The sequence below is a fragment of the Streptomyces sp. BYX5S genome (genome assembly GCF_054724165.1).
This window is the reverse complement of the sequence record NZ_CM138829.1, coordinates 2,237,116-2,249,833: the sequence shown is the minus strand read 5'-3', so window position 1 is coordinate 2,249,833 and position 12,718 is coordinate 2,237,116. Positions and strand designations below refer to the sequence as shown.

The window sequence follows — 12,718 nt, the reverse complement described above, 5'->3', positions numbered from 1 at the left end:
GCCGTTCGACCTCCCCCGTCGATGAATGGTGCGACGCATGGTCGCGCCAACTCTACGCGCCGACAAGGGGATTGACGGACTACGGTGCGGCGACTCCCACGAGGAGGACGCGCGTGCCGGGTTCCAGGGGGCGCCAGCGGTGCGGGAGTTCGGCGGCGCAGTAGAGGGTGTCGCCGCGTTCGAGGCGGTAGCTGACACCGTCCGCCTCCACCTCGGCCGAGCCGTCGGCGACGTAGAGGATCTCGTCGCCGCGGTGGCGGAACTCGCGGCCCCAGTCGTGGTCGCCGGTGAACTCCAGCGCGTGCAGCCGCTGTTGGCCGCGGACCAGCGGGCGGGCACCGTCGGCCGTCGCGGCGCCGTCGGCGGCCCGTACGACATCGACCGGGCGCGGTTCCTGCGCCGCGGCGAGGATCTCGACGGCCGTGGTGTCGAGCGCGTCGGCGATCCGTTGCAGCGAGCCCATGCTGGGGCGCGACCGCCCGTTCTCGACCTGGCTGAGGAAGGGGACGGAGACCTGGGCCCGCCGGGCCACCTCGGCGAGCGTCAGCTCCAGGGCACGGCGCCTGCGCCGGATGCCGGGTCCCACGTTCATGAACTTGTAACGCCCTTTCGCTGCCGTCCCTGTTCCTGGGCACCTTACCGTCATGGTTAACTCTTTCACTGTCACTTAAAAAAGTTAACTACTGATCGACGACGGAGGCCTTCATGGCTCGTGTGGACCAGAACCAGCGCCGCCGCCGCGGCACCGGACTCATCGCCCTGGACGAGGACGCCTCGTACGGCGGCTACACGCTGTTCGCGCCGCTGACCGGCTCCGGCGAGGTCTACCTGATCGACATCCGCGGCGAGGTCGTCCACCGCTGGGACCTGCCGAACCGCCCCGGCCGGCACGCGCGGATCCTGGAGAACGGGAACCTCGCCTACAACGGCGTCCTGCCCGACGAGCCCGCCCTGTTCCCCATGTGGCACAAGTACCGCGGCGGCCTGATGCAGGAGATCACCCCGGACGGGACGGTCGTCCGCGAGCACCGCGACCCGCTCCAGCACCACGACGCCCACCACTACGGCGACGGCCGGATCCTCTACACCGCCCTCGAAGCGCTGACCGGGGAGGCGGCGAAGGCCGTGCGCGGCGGTGTACCGGGGTCGGAGGCCGGCGGCACCACGGTGTGGGCGGACACGATCGTCGAGGTCGACGCCGAGGGGAACACGACCTGGGAGTGGAAGGTCTCCGAGCGTCTCGGCCGCGAGGACTTCCCGCTGCACCCGGACTACGCCCGCGAGCACTACCCGCTGATCAACAGCGTGCTGCCGCTCGCCGACGGCAACATCCTCGCGAGCTTCCGCTCCGTGTCGGCCGTCGTCGTCATCGAGCGCGCGACCGGCGACATCATCTGGCGCTCCGAGCCGGGCGTCGTCTCCCAGCAGCACTGCCCGACCGAGCTGGAGAACGGCAACTTCCTCGTCTTCGACAACGGCGTCTTCCGGCCGCGCTGGGACGTGCCGTTCAGCCGCGTCATCGAGATCGAGCGCTCCAGCGGCACGATCGCCTGGGAGTACCACGACCCGGCGCGCGAGTCGTTCTTCGCGCCGTTCATGGGCAGCGCCCAGCGCCTGCCGAACGGCAACACGCTGGTCACCGACTCCCCCGCGGGCCGCCTCTTCGAGGTGACCGAGGACGGCTACCTCTGCTGGGAGTACATCGTCCCCTTCTTCGGCGGCTACACCGAGGAAGAGGTCCGCAAGCTCTTCCCCTCCGAGCCCAACGCCGTGTTCCGCTCGTACCGCTACGCGGCCGCCGAGCTTCCCTGGCTGGGCAAGTGACCACCGCCGTCGCGGAGCGCGCCGTCGAACCGGTCGACGAGCGGCTGCCCCTCAAGCGCCTCGTCCCCCTCGCCTGCCAGCACCTGCTGGCGGGCGTCGCCGCGCCCGTCTCCTCCGTCATCCTCATCGCGACGACGCTGAAGCTGTCGACGGCGCAGACGGCCTCCCTGCTCAGCGCGACGCTGGTGCTGTGCGGGGTGGGCGCGCTGCTCCAGTCCCTGGGGGTGCGGGCGCTGCGGGTGGGCGCGCGGCTGCCGTTCCTGATGCTGCCGGGCGGCGCCGCGGTCGCGATCTTCCTCCAGATCGCCCAGGAGTACGGTCCGGCGACGGCCTCGGGCTCGGTGCTCGTGGCGGCGGCGTTCCTGCTGTGCGTCCTGCCGTTCTACGGCCGTCTGGTGCGGCTCTTCCCGCCGCTGGTGATGGGCACGACGGTCGTCCTCATCGGCATCAACATGATCAAGGTGACCGCGCCGATGGTCGCCTCCGATCCGGGCCTCGGCTTCGCGACGCTCGGCGTGATCGCGGCGTTCTTCCTGGTCCTGCGCGGGGTGTGGCGGCAGATGGCGGTGCTGCTCGGCCTGGTCTGCGGCACGCTGATCGCCGTGCTCCTCGGCACCGACCTGGAGGTGGCGCACGGCGGCGCGTTCGCGCTGCCCGACCCGTTCCCGTACGGCGCCCCGCACTTCGACCTGCTGGCCGCGATCCCGCTCCTGGTCTTCGCCCTCGCCTCGCTCGCCGAGGCCACGGGGCAGACGGTCCTCAACAGCGAGGCCGTGGGCCGCACCCCCGACGCGGGCCGCGACGTGCCGCGCATCGCCCGCGCCGACGCGCTCGTCTCGCTGTTCTCCGGCGTCTTCGGTACGTCGCTGATGGTGACCAGCGCCGAGAACATCGGCATCGTGCAACTGACGCGCGTGCGCAGCCGGTTCGTGACGGCGGCGGCCGGGGTGCTGCTGATCGTGTGCGGCCTCATCACACCGCTGACCCGGGTCCTCGCGGCGATCCCGGAACCGGTGGTGGGCGCCGCGGGCCTGGTCATCTACGCCGTCATCGCGGTCATGGGCTTCGGCATGCTCTCCCGTACGGACCTCACGCACGGCACGGACAGCGTCGTCATCGCCCTGGCGCTGGTGATCGGCATGCTGCCGATCGTGTCCCCGGAGATGTACGCGGAGCTGCCGACGTGGGCCCGCACCCTCTTCGGCAGCGGGGTCGCGGCCGGGGCGATCGCGGCGGTGGTGCTCAGCGCGGTGTTCCGCACCTGCGGGCCGCGGCTCGCGCCTACGACGCCGGACGCTCCCGCCGCTCCCCCATCAGACGGGAGCCCGTGAGGCGCTCGCCGAACACGTCGTCCGGGTTGGACAGCACGCACGTCTCCAGGGACAGGCAGCCGCAGCCGATGCAGTCCGTGAGGTGGTCGCGCAGCCGCCCCAACTGGTTGATCCGCTCGTCCAGTTCGGACCGCCAGACCTCCGAGAGGCGCGCCCAGTCGTCCCGGTTCGGGGTGCGCTCCTCGGGGAGTTCGGCGAGGGCGTCCCGGATCGTGGCGAGCGGAATGCCCACGCGCTGCGCGGCACGGATGAACGCGACGCGGCGCAGCGTGTCACGGCTGTAGCGGCGCTGGTTGCCTGCGGTGCGGCGGCTGGTGATCAGGCCCTTGGACTCGTAGAAGTGCAGCGCGGACACGGCGGCGCCGCTGCGCGCGGACACCTGGCCGACGGTGAGCTCGTGAACCTTCTCCGGAATCTGTGGCACCTGGCCGAGCCTAGGGCCATTCCGACGGATCCTGCTGGAGTCGCGGGCCCTGGCACGCACATCTGCCGCGTTGTCGTCGGTTGCCAACGCTCCGCGTTGTCGCCCTCCTCCGCCTTGCATCTGCACGCACCAGACCCCGCTCGCGGAGCCGAACGATGCGGCCTCCCGGGCCCAGCCTGATCCGTCGGAAGGGCCCTGGTCGGCGCGCCCTCGCGTTGTTAGCATGCCCAGTGGTCTGAGCAAGCGCTTAGGCAAGTCTTCTGGGAGGTCAGGGAACATGGCGGAGCCGCGCGTTTTCAAGGACGTCGACGACCTGAAGGGCGCCGTGGGCGAGCAGCTCGGGTACAGCGACTGGGTCGAGATCGAGCAGAGCCGTATCGACACGTTCGCCGACGCCACGGGCGACCACCAGTGGATCCACGTCGACCCGGAGCGCGCGAAGGAGGGTCCGTTCAAGACGACCATCGCGCACGGCTACCTCACCCTGTCGCTGCTGCCCCTCTTCGGCCCGCAGCTGATGAAGGTCGAGGGCATGAAGATGGGCGTCAACTACGGCACCAACAAGGTGCGCTTCCCCGCCCCCGTCCCGGTCGGCTCGCGGCTGCGCGCCACGGCGAAGGTGACGAACGTGGAGGACGTGGCCGGCGGCGTGCAGGTCACCGTGGCGTTCAGCGTGGAGCGCGAGGGCGGCGACAAGCCGGTGTGCGTCGCGGAGTCGGTGTCCCGGTACTACCTGTAGGTCCCGCCTACTGCTTGCGGGCAGCCACCATGCGCAGCACGAGGTCGGCGTAGAGCGCGCCGACCTCGTCGGGTGTGCGCTTGCCCTCGGTGTTGAACCAGCGGGCCACGTCGATGCAGAGCGAGAGCACGGCGACCGTGGTGCCGGGGACGTCGGGGACGTCGAACTCGCCCGCCTTCACGCCGTCGTTGATGATCTCCCGGACCGAGGCGTCGCTCTCGCGGCGCAGCGCGACGATCGCGGGCCGGTTCTCCTCGCCGAGCGAGTCCAGCTCGTACTGGACCACGCGCGCGGTCATGTGGTGCCCGGCGTGCCAGCGGACGAAGGAGCGGACGGCCTCAGCGAGGCGGTCGGCGGCGGTGCCCTCGCTCGCGACCGCCTGGCGCAGGATGTTCAGCGCCTTCTCGTGGCCGATCCGGCTGATCCTGAGGAGCAGCTCTTCCTTGGTCTTGTAGTGGATGTAGAGCGCGGCGGGGCTCATGCCGGCGCGGCTCGCGATGTCACGGGTCGTGGTCGCGTGGTAGCCGCGCTCGGCGAACGCCTCCACCGCGGCGACGAGCAGGCGCCGGGCCGCGTCGGGCGTGACGTCGGCCCAGGGCATCTCGTCCGTGACCTCGGTGTCACCGCGTTCGTCCTGCGTCATCGCTGCGCTCGCTTCCTCCCGTGGGGTGGTGACACCATACCCTTCGGGGTGAGCGGGCGCTTAGGGGCGGTTTCCGGCTCTCAAGCCCGTCCGGCGATTGAGGACGTCTTCCGCGACGTTGCGGCGTGCCGTTTCAAGCCCGTCCGGCGATTGAGGACGCCTTTCCGGGGCGTTGACGCCTCCCGGGGCGGAGGATGCCCTCAATCGCCGGGCGGGCTTGAGGGGGCCGGGCGGGCTTGAGTGGGTCACGCCACCGGCTTGAAAGGATCGTGTTCCGCGAGGATCTTCTCGAGGCGGGCCTGGTCGACGCGGCTGTAGATCTGGCCGGCCTCCTGGCGGTCACGGATGACCTTGGCCAGGGTGAAGGCGGAGGTCGTCAGGTAGAGGACCGAGATGCCGAGGAAGGCGCGGATCCAGCCGCTGGCATCGAGGCTGTAGATGCCGATGGCGACCGCGAGGAGCGCGATCGCGAACGAGGCGACCGCCTGGCCGTAGAAGGCCACCGTGTTCTGCTGCTTGACCGGTGTGTCACTGCTCATGCCGTACAGCATCGGGCGGATGGGGCCGCGGCCCCATCCGCCCGCGTACTCAGGTACGTACTCAGAACGCCGAGACGCCCGTCAGCGCGCGGCCGATGATGAGCTTCTGGATCTGGCTGGTGCCCTCGTAGAGGGTCATGACGCGGGCGTCGCGGAGCAGCTTGCCGACGGGGTACTCGTCGATGTAGCCGTAACCGCCGAAGACCTGGAGGGAGTTGTTCGCCGCGCGCACCGCCGCCTCGGAGGCGAACAGCTTCGCCTTGGAGGCCGCCGTCGCGAAGTCCTCGCCGCGGTCGATGAGGTCGGCGACGCGCCAGGTCAGCAGGCGGGCCGCGTCCACGTCGACGGAGATGTCCGAGATCAGCTCCTGCACCAGCTGGTACGAGGCGATGGGCTTGCCGAACTGCTCGCGCTCGCCCGCGTATCCGACGGCCGCGTCGAGGGCGGCCTGGGCTATGCCCACGCATCCGGCGGCGACCGACATCCGGCCCTTGGCGAGCGCGGACATGGCGATGGAGAAGCCCTTGCCCTCCGGGCCCATCATCGCGGAGGCCGGTACGCGGACGTCCTCCAGGACCAGTTCGGCGGTGGCCTGGCCGCGCAGGCCGAGCTTGCCGTGGATGGTGTTGCGGGTCAGACCGGGGGTGTCGGTGGGCACCAGGAAGGCGGAGATGCCCTTGTGGCCGGGGGTGTCGTTGGTGCGGGCGAAGAGGAGGACGACGTCGGCCCAGGTGCCGTTGGTGATGAAGACCTTGGTGCCGTTGATCACGTAGTCGTCGCCGTCGCGCACCGCGCGGGTCTGGAGGTCGGCCGGGTTCGAGCCGTGGCCGGGCTCGGTGAGGCCGAAGCAGCCGAGGGCCTCGCCCGCCGTCAGCTTCGGGATCCAGTGCCGCTTCTGCTCCTCGTTCGCCCACTGCTGGATCGGCTTCGTGACCAGGCCGAGGGAGACGGAGACGATGCCGCGCACCGACGAGTCGCCACGCCCCAGCTCCTCCGTGACCAGCACGTACGAGAGGTGATCGCCGCCCGAGCCGCCGTACTCCTCGTCGATCGTCAGCCCCAGGAAGCCGACCTCGCCGAGCTTCTTGACGATGCCCTTGTCGACTTCCTCGGCCCGGTCCCACGCCACCACGTTGGGCGCGAGCTCGCGGTCCACGAAGTCCTTGGCGAGCCGGCGCACCGCCTCCTGCTCCTCGCTCAGCTCCAGGTTCATGGCCACTCCCGCGTGAATCGAATCGTCAAGCAGTTAATTAGCACTGCTAGTTTTTGGCTTGCAGCCCTACTATGTGCCGCATGGCCCGACCGCGCAAGCCCCTCCTGAGCAGAGATCGCATCGTCGACGCGGCCCGCATCCTCGTAGACACCGAGGGCCTGGCGGCCGTCTCGACGCGGCGGCTCGCCGCCGAGCTCGGGGTGAGCGGGCCCTCGCTCTACAACCACTTCCGCACGAAGGACCAGATCCTGGAGGCGGTCGCCGACTCGGTGAGCGCGCGGGTCGACCTGTCGATGTTCGACGCCGACGACGGCCGGGACTGGCGCACCGCGCTGCACGACTGGGCCGTCTCCTACCGGGCGGCGCTGCGCGCGCACCCGAACATCGTCCCGGTGCTCGCGCGGGGCCCCGGGCACCGCCCGGCGGGTCTGCGGCTCGCCGACGCCGTGTTCGGCGCGATGGTCGACGCCGGGTGGCCGCCGCCGCAGGCCACGTCCATCGGCGCGCTCATGCGGTACTTCGTGACGGGCTCCGCGCTCGGCTCGTTCGCGGGCGGCTTCCCCGACGACGAGGCGGCGTACGACCCGGCCGACTATCCGCACCTCGGGCAGGCGCACCTGCTCGCCGAGCGGCAGGACGAGGTGGACGACCGGGCCTTCGAGACCGGCCTCGCGGCGCTGCTCGACGGGCTCGCCGTGCAGTACGCGCAGGTGACGGCGGGCACGCGCTGACGCTTCGGCGGACGCCGAACCGTGCCGGGGGCATGCTGGACGCATGGCCGCTTCGAAGGAACCCGGCGCTCCGCGCGTCGCCGCGCTCGCCTCGCTGATCGCCGACGAGACGCGGGCCGCCTGCCTGCTCGCCCTGCTCGACGGACGGGCCTGGACCGCGGGCGAGCTGGCGCGGCACGCGGGGGTCGCGGCGTCGACCGCCAGCGAACATCTCGGCAAGCTCGTCGCGGGTGGGCTGCTCGCCGAGGAGCGCCAGGGGCGGCACCGGTATCTGCGGCTCGCCGACGCACGGGTGGCGCAGCTCCTGGAGGGCCTCGCCGGGTACGCCGTGCCGGACGGCGGGGAGCGGCCGCCCACGCTGCGGGCGGCGTCGGCGCGGACCGCGATGGCCCGCGGCCGGACCTGCTACGACCACCTCGCGGGCCGGCTCGGGATCGCGGTCACCGACGCGATGGTCGAGCGGGGACTGCTGACCTCGGGCGCCGATGCCTCGGCCTTCGCGCTCACCGACGCCGGGTTCGGCTGGTTCCGCGGGCTCGGGACGCCGCTGGAGCCCGGTGCACGCCGCCCGCTCGCGCGCGGCTGCCTCGACTGGACGGAGCGCCGCCTGCACCTGGCCGGGCGGGCGGGCGCCGCGCTGTGCGCGCACGCGTTCGCGGCGGGGTGGGTCGAGCGGGTCGGGTCCGAGCGGGCGGTGCGGGTGACCGGGGACGGGGAGCGGGCGCTACGGGTGGAGTTGGGCGTGACGTTGGCGCCGTGAGGGCGTGGCGCGATCCCGCCCCCGAGCGCCGTCCTCCCAGGAAGTAGCTGTAACGTACATCCGCCGGACCGGGAAACATCCTCGTAACACGGGAGCGGCGCATGGCGCAGACGGCGGATGCCGCGATTCACCAGGAAATCGGGCAGAGTTGGGCGACCGACTGTAGACAGTTCGCGCTGCGCGTGCTGCGCGGGATCGGTCAGGTGACCTTCCTGCCGCGCGCCCTCACGGGCGCCCTGTTCGCCGCCGCGCTGTTCACCGCCGGGTGGGAGTACGGGCTCTACGGGATCGGGGGCGCGGCCGTCGGAACGGTGGTCGCTGCGCTGCTCGGCGTGGACAAGGAGCGGCTCGCGCTCGGCATGGAGGGGTTCAACTCCTGCCTCGTGGGCGTCGCTTGCGCGGTGTTCCTGAACCCCGACCGGCTGTCGTCCGTCCTCGTCGCGCTGCTCGGGTGCGCGGCGGCGACCGTGGCGACCGCCGCGGCGGGGCGGGCCCTCGGGGCGCGGGGGCTGCCCGCGCTGACCCTGCCGTTCTGCCTCGTGGCGAGCGTGATCACGATGGCCGCGCCCGGGTTCGCGCGGGTGTGGACCGGCGGGGGTGGCATCGCGGCGTTTCCGCGGGCGGCGTCCGGGGAGCGGACGGGGCTGGGGTTCGAGGACGCGGTGCGGGGATTCCTCGCCGGATTCGGCCAGATCTTCCTGATGCCTCAGTGGTACGCGGGGGCGCTGGTGCTCGCGGGGCTCGTGGTGGCCGGGGCGCGGGTGGCGGGGGTGGCGTGCCTCGGGAACGCGGCGGGGATGGCGACCGCGTGGGCGCTCGGGGAGCCGGCGGCGCAGCTGGCGGACGGTACGGCGGCGTACAACGCGGTGCTGGTCGCGCTCGCGCTGTGCGGGGTGTTTCTTGCGGGTGGGTGGCGGACGGTCTGGTACGCGGTTGCGGGGGCGGTGGCGGCGACCGTCTGTGCGCCGGCGATCGGGGCGGTGGCGGCGCCGGTGGGCGGCCACATGTTCACGTGGCCGTTCGTCGTGACGACGCTGCTCTTCCTCGTCGCGGCGAGGTCGTTCCCTCGGCTGACCCCACCAAGCCCCTGCGGCGATTGAGCAGCAGGGTATGGGGCGGAGCCCCAATCCTTTGAGCCCCTGCGGCGATTGAGCAGGCGGCTCCGTGGCCGACGCCGCGGGGCTCCGCCCCGGACCCCGCTGCTCAAACGCCGCAGGGGCTGAAATTGCTCGACCACCGCAGGGGCTCAAGGGCCCACACGCCACAAAGGCTTGCGGGCCCGAGCGCCGCAGGGGCTAAAGGGCCCGAGCGCCCAGAGAATGGAACGGGCCGGAACCGGGGTCGGCCGATCCCGGAGGGTTAGGCGGATTCGAGGGTGGCGACGTCCAGTTTGTGCATCTTCATCATCGCCGCCATCACCCGCCCCGCCCGCTCCTTGTCCGGGTCGGCGAGCAGCTCGACGAGCCGCCGCGGCACGATCTGCCAGGAGAGCCCGAACCGGTCCTTGCACCAGCCGCACGGCCCCGGCTCCCCGCCGTCCGCGGTGATGCGCTCCCAGAGCCGGTCCACCTCCGCCTGGTCGGCGCAGTCGACGGAGAAGGAGACCGCCTCGTTGAACGTGAACTCGGCGCCCCCGTTCAGCGCCTGGTACTCCGTACCCGCGAGACGGAACTCGATGGTGAGGACGGAGCCGGGCTCGCCGGGACCGTCCTCGCCCCAGCGCGAGACCTCCAGGATCTTGGAATCGGAGTCGGGGAACAGCGACAGGTAGAAGTCGACGGCCTCCTCGGCCTTGCCGTCGAACCACAGACAGGGGCGGATCTTCTGGGTGGTGGCGGGCATGGGGTGCCTCCTGGGTCCCGGTCCGGCACGGTGCCGGTCTGTTTCAGGCTTCTCCTTCTTCAGACCGGCCGCCAGGCGGGAACTCATCGCGGGGAACCCCCATCGGCGGGGAATTCCTAGAACACGACGAGTGCGCGGCCTCCCTTGCCCGCCACCATGTTGTCGAACGCCGCCGGGATCCCGTCCAGGGCGATCCGCTCGGTCACCAGCGCGCTCAGGTCGAAGCGGCCCGCGCGGATGTGGTCGGCGAGGACGGGGAGGTCCTCGGCGGGGTTGGCGTTGCCGTAGACGCAGCCGGACAGGGTGCGGCCCCAGTGGAAGATCTCCAGGGCGTTGAAGGTGACCTGCTGGTCCTTGCCGCCGATGCCGACGACCGTGGTGCGGCCGCCGCGGCGCGTGGACTCCCAGGCCGTACGGATCGTCACCGCGCGGCCCACGCACTCCACCGCCACGTCGACGCCCTGCTTGCCGGTCAGGCCGCGGATCTCGCGGGCCGTGTTCTCCGACGCGACCACGTAGTCCGTGGCGCCCGCGGCGCGCGCCAGCGCCTCCTTCTCCGGGGACACGTCGACCGCGATGATCTTCGAGGCGCCCGCGATGCGCGCGGCCTGGAGCGTGGCGAGGCCGACGCCGCCGACGCCGTACACCGCGACCGTCTCCCCCTCGCGCACGCGCGCCGAGTGGTGCACCGCGCCGTACCCGGTGAGCACCGCGCAGCCGAGCAGCGCCGCGTCGGTGAGCGGGACGCCGTCCGGGGCCGGCAGGACGCAGTTCGCGGCGACGACCGTCTCCTCGGCGAACGCGGCGACGTTCAGGCCGGGGTGCAGGTCGGTGCCGTCGGAGGCGCGCTTGGCGTGGATGTTGCCCGCACCCGCGAGGGCGTTGGCGCACAGCCACACCTCGCCGAGCGCGCAGGCATGGCAATTGCCGCAGGAGGGCGCCCAGTTGAGGACGACGCCGTCGCCGGGGGCCACGTGCGTGACGCCCTCGCCGACGGAGACGACGGTGCCGGCGCCCTCGTGGCCGAGGACCGCGGGGACGGGGACCCGCATCGTGCCGTTGGTCAGGGACAGGTCGGAGTGGCAGACCCCGGCGGCGGCGAGCTCGACGCGGACCTGGCCGGGGCCGGGCTCGGGCAGGTCGATGTCGGCGATCTCCAGCGGGGAGCCGACGGCGGGCAGTACAGCGGCGCGGACCATGAAAGTGCCAACTTTCCTAGAACTGCGGGGGCTTCAGAACTGCGGAGGCTTCAGAACTGGAGGGACTTCGTCTGGAGGTACTCGGCCAGGCCGTGCGCCCCCAGCTCGCGCCCGACGCCCGACTGCTTGTAACCGCCGAACGGGGCGAGCGGGTTGAAGCGCCCGCCGTTGATGTCGACCTGGCCGGTGTCCAGGCGCCGTGCGAAGGCGACCGCCTCCTCCTCGGTGCCCGCCCAGACCGCGCCCGCGAGCCCGTACACGGTGCCGTTGGCGATGCGCAGGGCGTCCTCCTCGTCCTCGTAGCGCAGGATCGACAGGACCGGGCCGAAGATCTCCTCCTGGGCGATCGTCATGGTGGGCGTGACGTCGGCGAAGACGGTGGGCGCCACGAAGTAGCCCTTGTCGTGCGGGGTTTCGGTGCCGCCTGCGACGAGGCGCGCGCCCTCCTCCACGCCCTTGTCGATGTAGCCGCGCACGCGCGCCTGCTGCTTGGCGTTGACGAGCGGGCCGATGCGGTCGCCGTACTTGGCGGCGGCAGCGGCGGCCAGCTCCACGGCCTCGTCGTACTGGGACGTGTGGACCAACATGCGGGTCCAGGCGCTGCACGTCTGGCCGGAGTTGCCCATGACGTTGGCGACGCCCACGTTGACGGCCTTGGCGAGGTCGGCGGAGGGGAGGATGACGTTCGCGGACTTGCCGCCCAGTTCCAGGGCGACGCGCTTGACGGCCGCGCCCGCGGTGGCGCCGATGCGGCGGCCGACCGCCGTGGAGCCGGTGAAGGAGACGAGGTCGACGTCGGCGTGCTCGGCGAGCGCCTGTCCGGCGACCGGGCCGAGGCCGGTGACCAGGTTGAAGACACCGGCCGGGAGGCCCGCCTCGTCGACCGCCTCCGCGAACAGCTGGGCGGTGAGCGGGGTGTCCTCGGCGGGCTTGAGGACGACGGTGCAGCCCGCGGCGAGGGCGGGGGCGACCTTCGCGACGATCTGGTGCAGCGGGTAGTTCCAGGGCGTGATGGCGCCGACGACACCGACCGGCTCGGAGTGGACCGTGGAGTTGCCGACCTTCTCCTCGAAGGGGTGGGTGGCGGCGAGTTCGGCGTACGAGCCCGCGACCAGGAGCGGTACGCCCGCGTGCACCATCTGCGAGAACGGCAGGGGCGAGCCCAGCTCGGCGGTGACGGTCTCGGCGATCTCGTCCTTGCGGGCCGCGAGCACGTCCCGCAGCGCCCCGATGCGCTTCGCCCGCTCGACGGGCGGGGTGGCGGCCCAGGCCGGGAACGCGGCGCGGGCGGCGCGCACCGCCGCGTCCACGTCCTCGGCGGTGCCCGCGGGGACGTGGCCGATGACCTGCTCGTCCGTCGGGTCGACGACCGCGATGGTGTCGCCGCCGGCGGCCGCGCGCCAGGCGCCGCCGATGTACATCCCGTCGTGGGCCTTCATGGCACTCCCTCAGCCGCAGATACGTCCTGGCGCC

General features: G+C 72.0%; 14 protein-coding genes. 6 read left to right on the top strand and 8 right to left on the bottom strand.

Annotated features, from left to right (window positions below; translation table 11 throughout):
* Positions 1-79: 79 nt before the first annotated feature.
* Positions 80-592 carry a helix-turn-helix domain-containing protein gene (locus ACYBSK_RS10210; RefSeq protein WP_457476572.1) on the bottom strand — a complete coding sequence of 171 codons (513 nt, stop codon included), beginning with the start codon at positions 590-592 and terminating at the stop codon, positions 80-82.
* Between the two features lie 113 nt (positions 593-705).
* Between ACYBSK_RS10210 and ACYBSK_RS10205 the strand changes: the two genes are divergently transcribed.
* Positions 706-1,824, top strand: a complete 1,119-nt coding sequence (locus tag ACYBSK_RS10205) for an aryl-sulfate sulfotransferase (protein ID WP_460245854.1) — start codon at positions 706-708, stop codon at positions 1,822-1,824.
* Complete coding sequence (locus ACYBSK_RS10200) at positions 1,821-3,155, top strand: uracil-xanthine permease family protein (protein ID WP_457476570.1); 1,335 nt, start codon at positions 1,821-1,823, stop codon at positions 3,153-3,155. Before ACYBSK_RS10205 ends, ACYBSK_RS10200 begins: the two co-directional genes overlap by 4 nt.
* Here the strand turns inward: ACYBSK_RS10200 and soxR are convergent.
* The gene (soxR, locus tag ACYBSK_RS10195) at positions 3,106-3,579 is read right to left on the bottom strand and encodes a redox-sensitive transcriptional activator SoxR (RefSeq protein WP_460245853.1); all 474 of its coding nucleotides are present in this window, start codon (positions 3,577-3,579) and stop codon (positions 3,106-3,108) included. The two genes, ACYBSK_RS10200 and soxR, sit on opposite strands and share 50 nt — an antisense overlap.
* 277 nt (positions 3,580-3,856) lie before the next feature.
* On the opposite strand from soxR, the gene ACYBSK_RS10190 reads away from it, so the two are divergent.
* Entirely contained in the window at positions 3,857-4,318 is a 462-nt protein-coding gene (locus ACYBSK_RS10190; RefSeq protein WP_399231437.1) for a MaoC family dehydratase, read from the top strand.
* A 7-nt stretch (positions 4,319-4,325) separates the two neighbouring features.
* Here ACYBSK_RS10190 and ACYBSK_RS10185 read toward each other — a convergent pair whose 3' ends face one another.
* The 3 genes from ACYBSK_RS10185 to ACYBSK_RS10175 form a co-directional block, all read right to left on the bottom strand.
* Positions 4,326-4,961 (bottom strand): TetR/AcrR family transcriptional regulator, encoded by a 636-nt coding sequence (locus ACYBSK_RS10185; protein ID WP_460245852.1) that lies wholly within the window; start codon positions 4,959-4,961, stop codon positions 4,326-4,328.
* Positions 4,962-5,206: 245 nt separating this feature from the next.
* Positions 5,207-5,500 (bottom strand): YiaA/YiaB family inner membrane protein, encoded by a 294-nt coding sequence (locus ACYBSK_RS10180; protein WP_457476566.1) that lies wholly within the window; start codon positions 5,498-5,500, stop codon positions 5,207-5,209.
* 61 nt (positions 5,501-5,561) lie between these two features.
* Complete coding sequence (locus tag ACYBSK_RS10175) at positions 5,562-6,713, bottom strand: acyl-CoA dehydrogenase family protein (RefSeq protein ID WP_460245851.1); 1,152 nt, start codon at positions 6,711-6,713, stop codon at positions 5,562-5,564.
* 80 nt (positions 6,714-6,793) lie between these two features.
* Between ACYBSK_RS10175 and ACYBSK_RS10170 the strand changes: the two genes are divergently transcribed.
* From ACYBSK_RS10170 to ACYBSK_RS10160, 3 genes are all read left to right on the top strand, one after another.
* On the top strand, positions 6,794-7,444 hold the full coding sequence (locus tag ACYBSK_RS10170) for a TetR/AcrR family transcriptional regulator (RefSeq protein WP_460245850.1): 651 nt from the start codon (positions 6,794-6,796) through the stop codon (positions 7,442-7,444).
* A gap of 43 nt (positions 7,445-7,487) precedes the next feature.
* Positions 7,488-8,204 carry an ArsR/SmtB family transcription factor gene (locus tag ACYBSK_RS10165; protein ID WP_457476563.1) on the top strand — a complete coding sequence of 239 codons (717 nt, stop codon included), beginning with the start codon at positions 7,488-7,490 and terminating at the stop codon, positions 8,202-8,204.
* A 101-nt stretch (positions 8,205-8,305) separates the two neighbouring features.
* A complete protein-coding gene (locus ACYBSK_RS10160; protein ID WP_460245849.1) occupies positions 8,306-9,304 on the top strand; it encodes an urea transporter in 999 nt (332 codons plus the stop codon).
* Positions 9,305-9,563: 259 nt separating this feature from the next.
* On the opposite strand, the gene ACYBSK_RS10155 is transcribed toward ACYBSK_RS10160, so the two are convergent.
* From ACYBSK_RS10155 to ACYBSK_RS10145, 3 genes are all read right to left on the bottom strand, one after another.
* Complete coding sequence (locus ACYBSK_RS10155; RefSeq protein WP_460245848.1) at positions 9,564-10,046, bottom strand: VOC family protein; 483 nt, start codon at positions 10,044-10,046, stop codon at positions 9,564-9,566.
* Between the two features lie 116 nt (positions 10,047-10,162).
* Positions 10,163-11,245: a Zn-dependent alcohol dehydrogenase gene (locus ACYBSK_RS10150; protein WP_460245847.1), complete on the bottom strand. Its 1,083-nt coding sequence runs from the start codon at positions 11,243-11,245 to the stop codon at positions 10,163-10,165.
* Positions 11,246-11,295: 50 nt separating this feature from the next.
* Positions 11,296-12,684, bottom strand: coding sequence for an aldehyde dehydrogenase family protein (locus ACYBSK_RS10145; RefSeq protein WP_460245846.1), 1,389 nt, complete (start codon positions 12,682-12,684; stop codon positions 11,296-11,298).
* Between the last annotated feature and the right edge of the window lie 34 nt (positions 12,685-12,718).

Coding starts and splice junctions, on each gene's coding strand:
- ACYBSK_RS10210 (WP_457476572.1), bottom strand. CDS start 592: ATGAACGTGGGACCCGGCATCCGGCGCAGGCGCCGTGCCCTGGAGCTG.
- ACYBSK_RS10205 (WP_460245854.1), top strand. CDS start 706: ATGGCTCGTGTGGACCAGAACCAGCGCCGCCGCCGCGGCACCGGACTC.
- ACYBSK_RS10190 (WP_399231437.1), top strand. CDS start 3,857: ATGGCGGAGCCGCGCGTTTTCAAGGACGTCGACGACCTGAAGGGCGCC.
- ACYBSK_RS10185 (WP_460245852.1), bottom strand. CDS start 4,961: ATGACGCAGGACGAACGCGGTGACACCGAGGTCACGGACGAGATGCCC.
- ACYBSK_RS10180 (WP_457476566.1), bottom strand. CDS start 5,500: ATGAGCAGTGACACACCGGTCAAGCAGCAGAACACGGTGGCCTTCTAC.
- ACYBSK_RS10175 (WP_460245851.1), bottom strand. CDS start 6,713: ATGAACCTGGAGCTGAGCGAGGAGCAGGAGGCGGTGCGCCGGCTCGCC.
- ACYBSK_RS10170 (WP_460245850.1), top strand. CDS start 6,794: ATGGCCCGACCGCGCAAGCCCCTCCTGAGCAGAGATCGCATCGTCGAC.
- ACYBSK_RS10165 (WP_457476563.1), top strand. CDS start 7,488: ATGGCCGCTTCGAAGGAACCCGGCGCTCCGCGCGTCGCCGCGCTCGCC.
- ACYBSK_RS10160 (WP_460245849.1), top strand. CDS start 8,306: ATGGCGCAGACGGCGGATGCCGCGATTCACCAGGAAATCGGGCAGAGT.
- ACYBSK_RS10155 (WP_460245848.1), bottom strand. CDS start 10,046: ATGCCCGCCACCACCCAGAAGATCCGCCCCTGTCTGTGGTTCGACGGC.
- ACYBSK_RS10150 (WP_460245847.1), bottom strand. CDS start 11,245: ATGGTCCGCGCCGCTGTACTGCCCGCCGTCGGCTCCCCGCTGGAGATC.
- ACYBSK_RS10145 (WP_460245846.1), bottom strand. CDS start 12,684: ATGAAGGCCCACGACGGGATGTACATCGGCGGCGCCTGGCGCGCGGCC.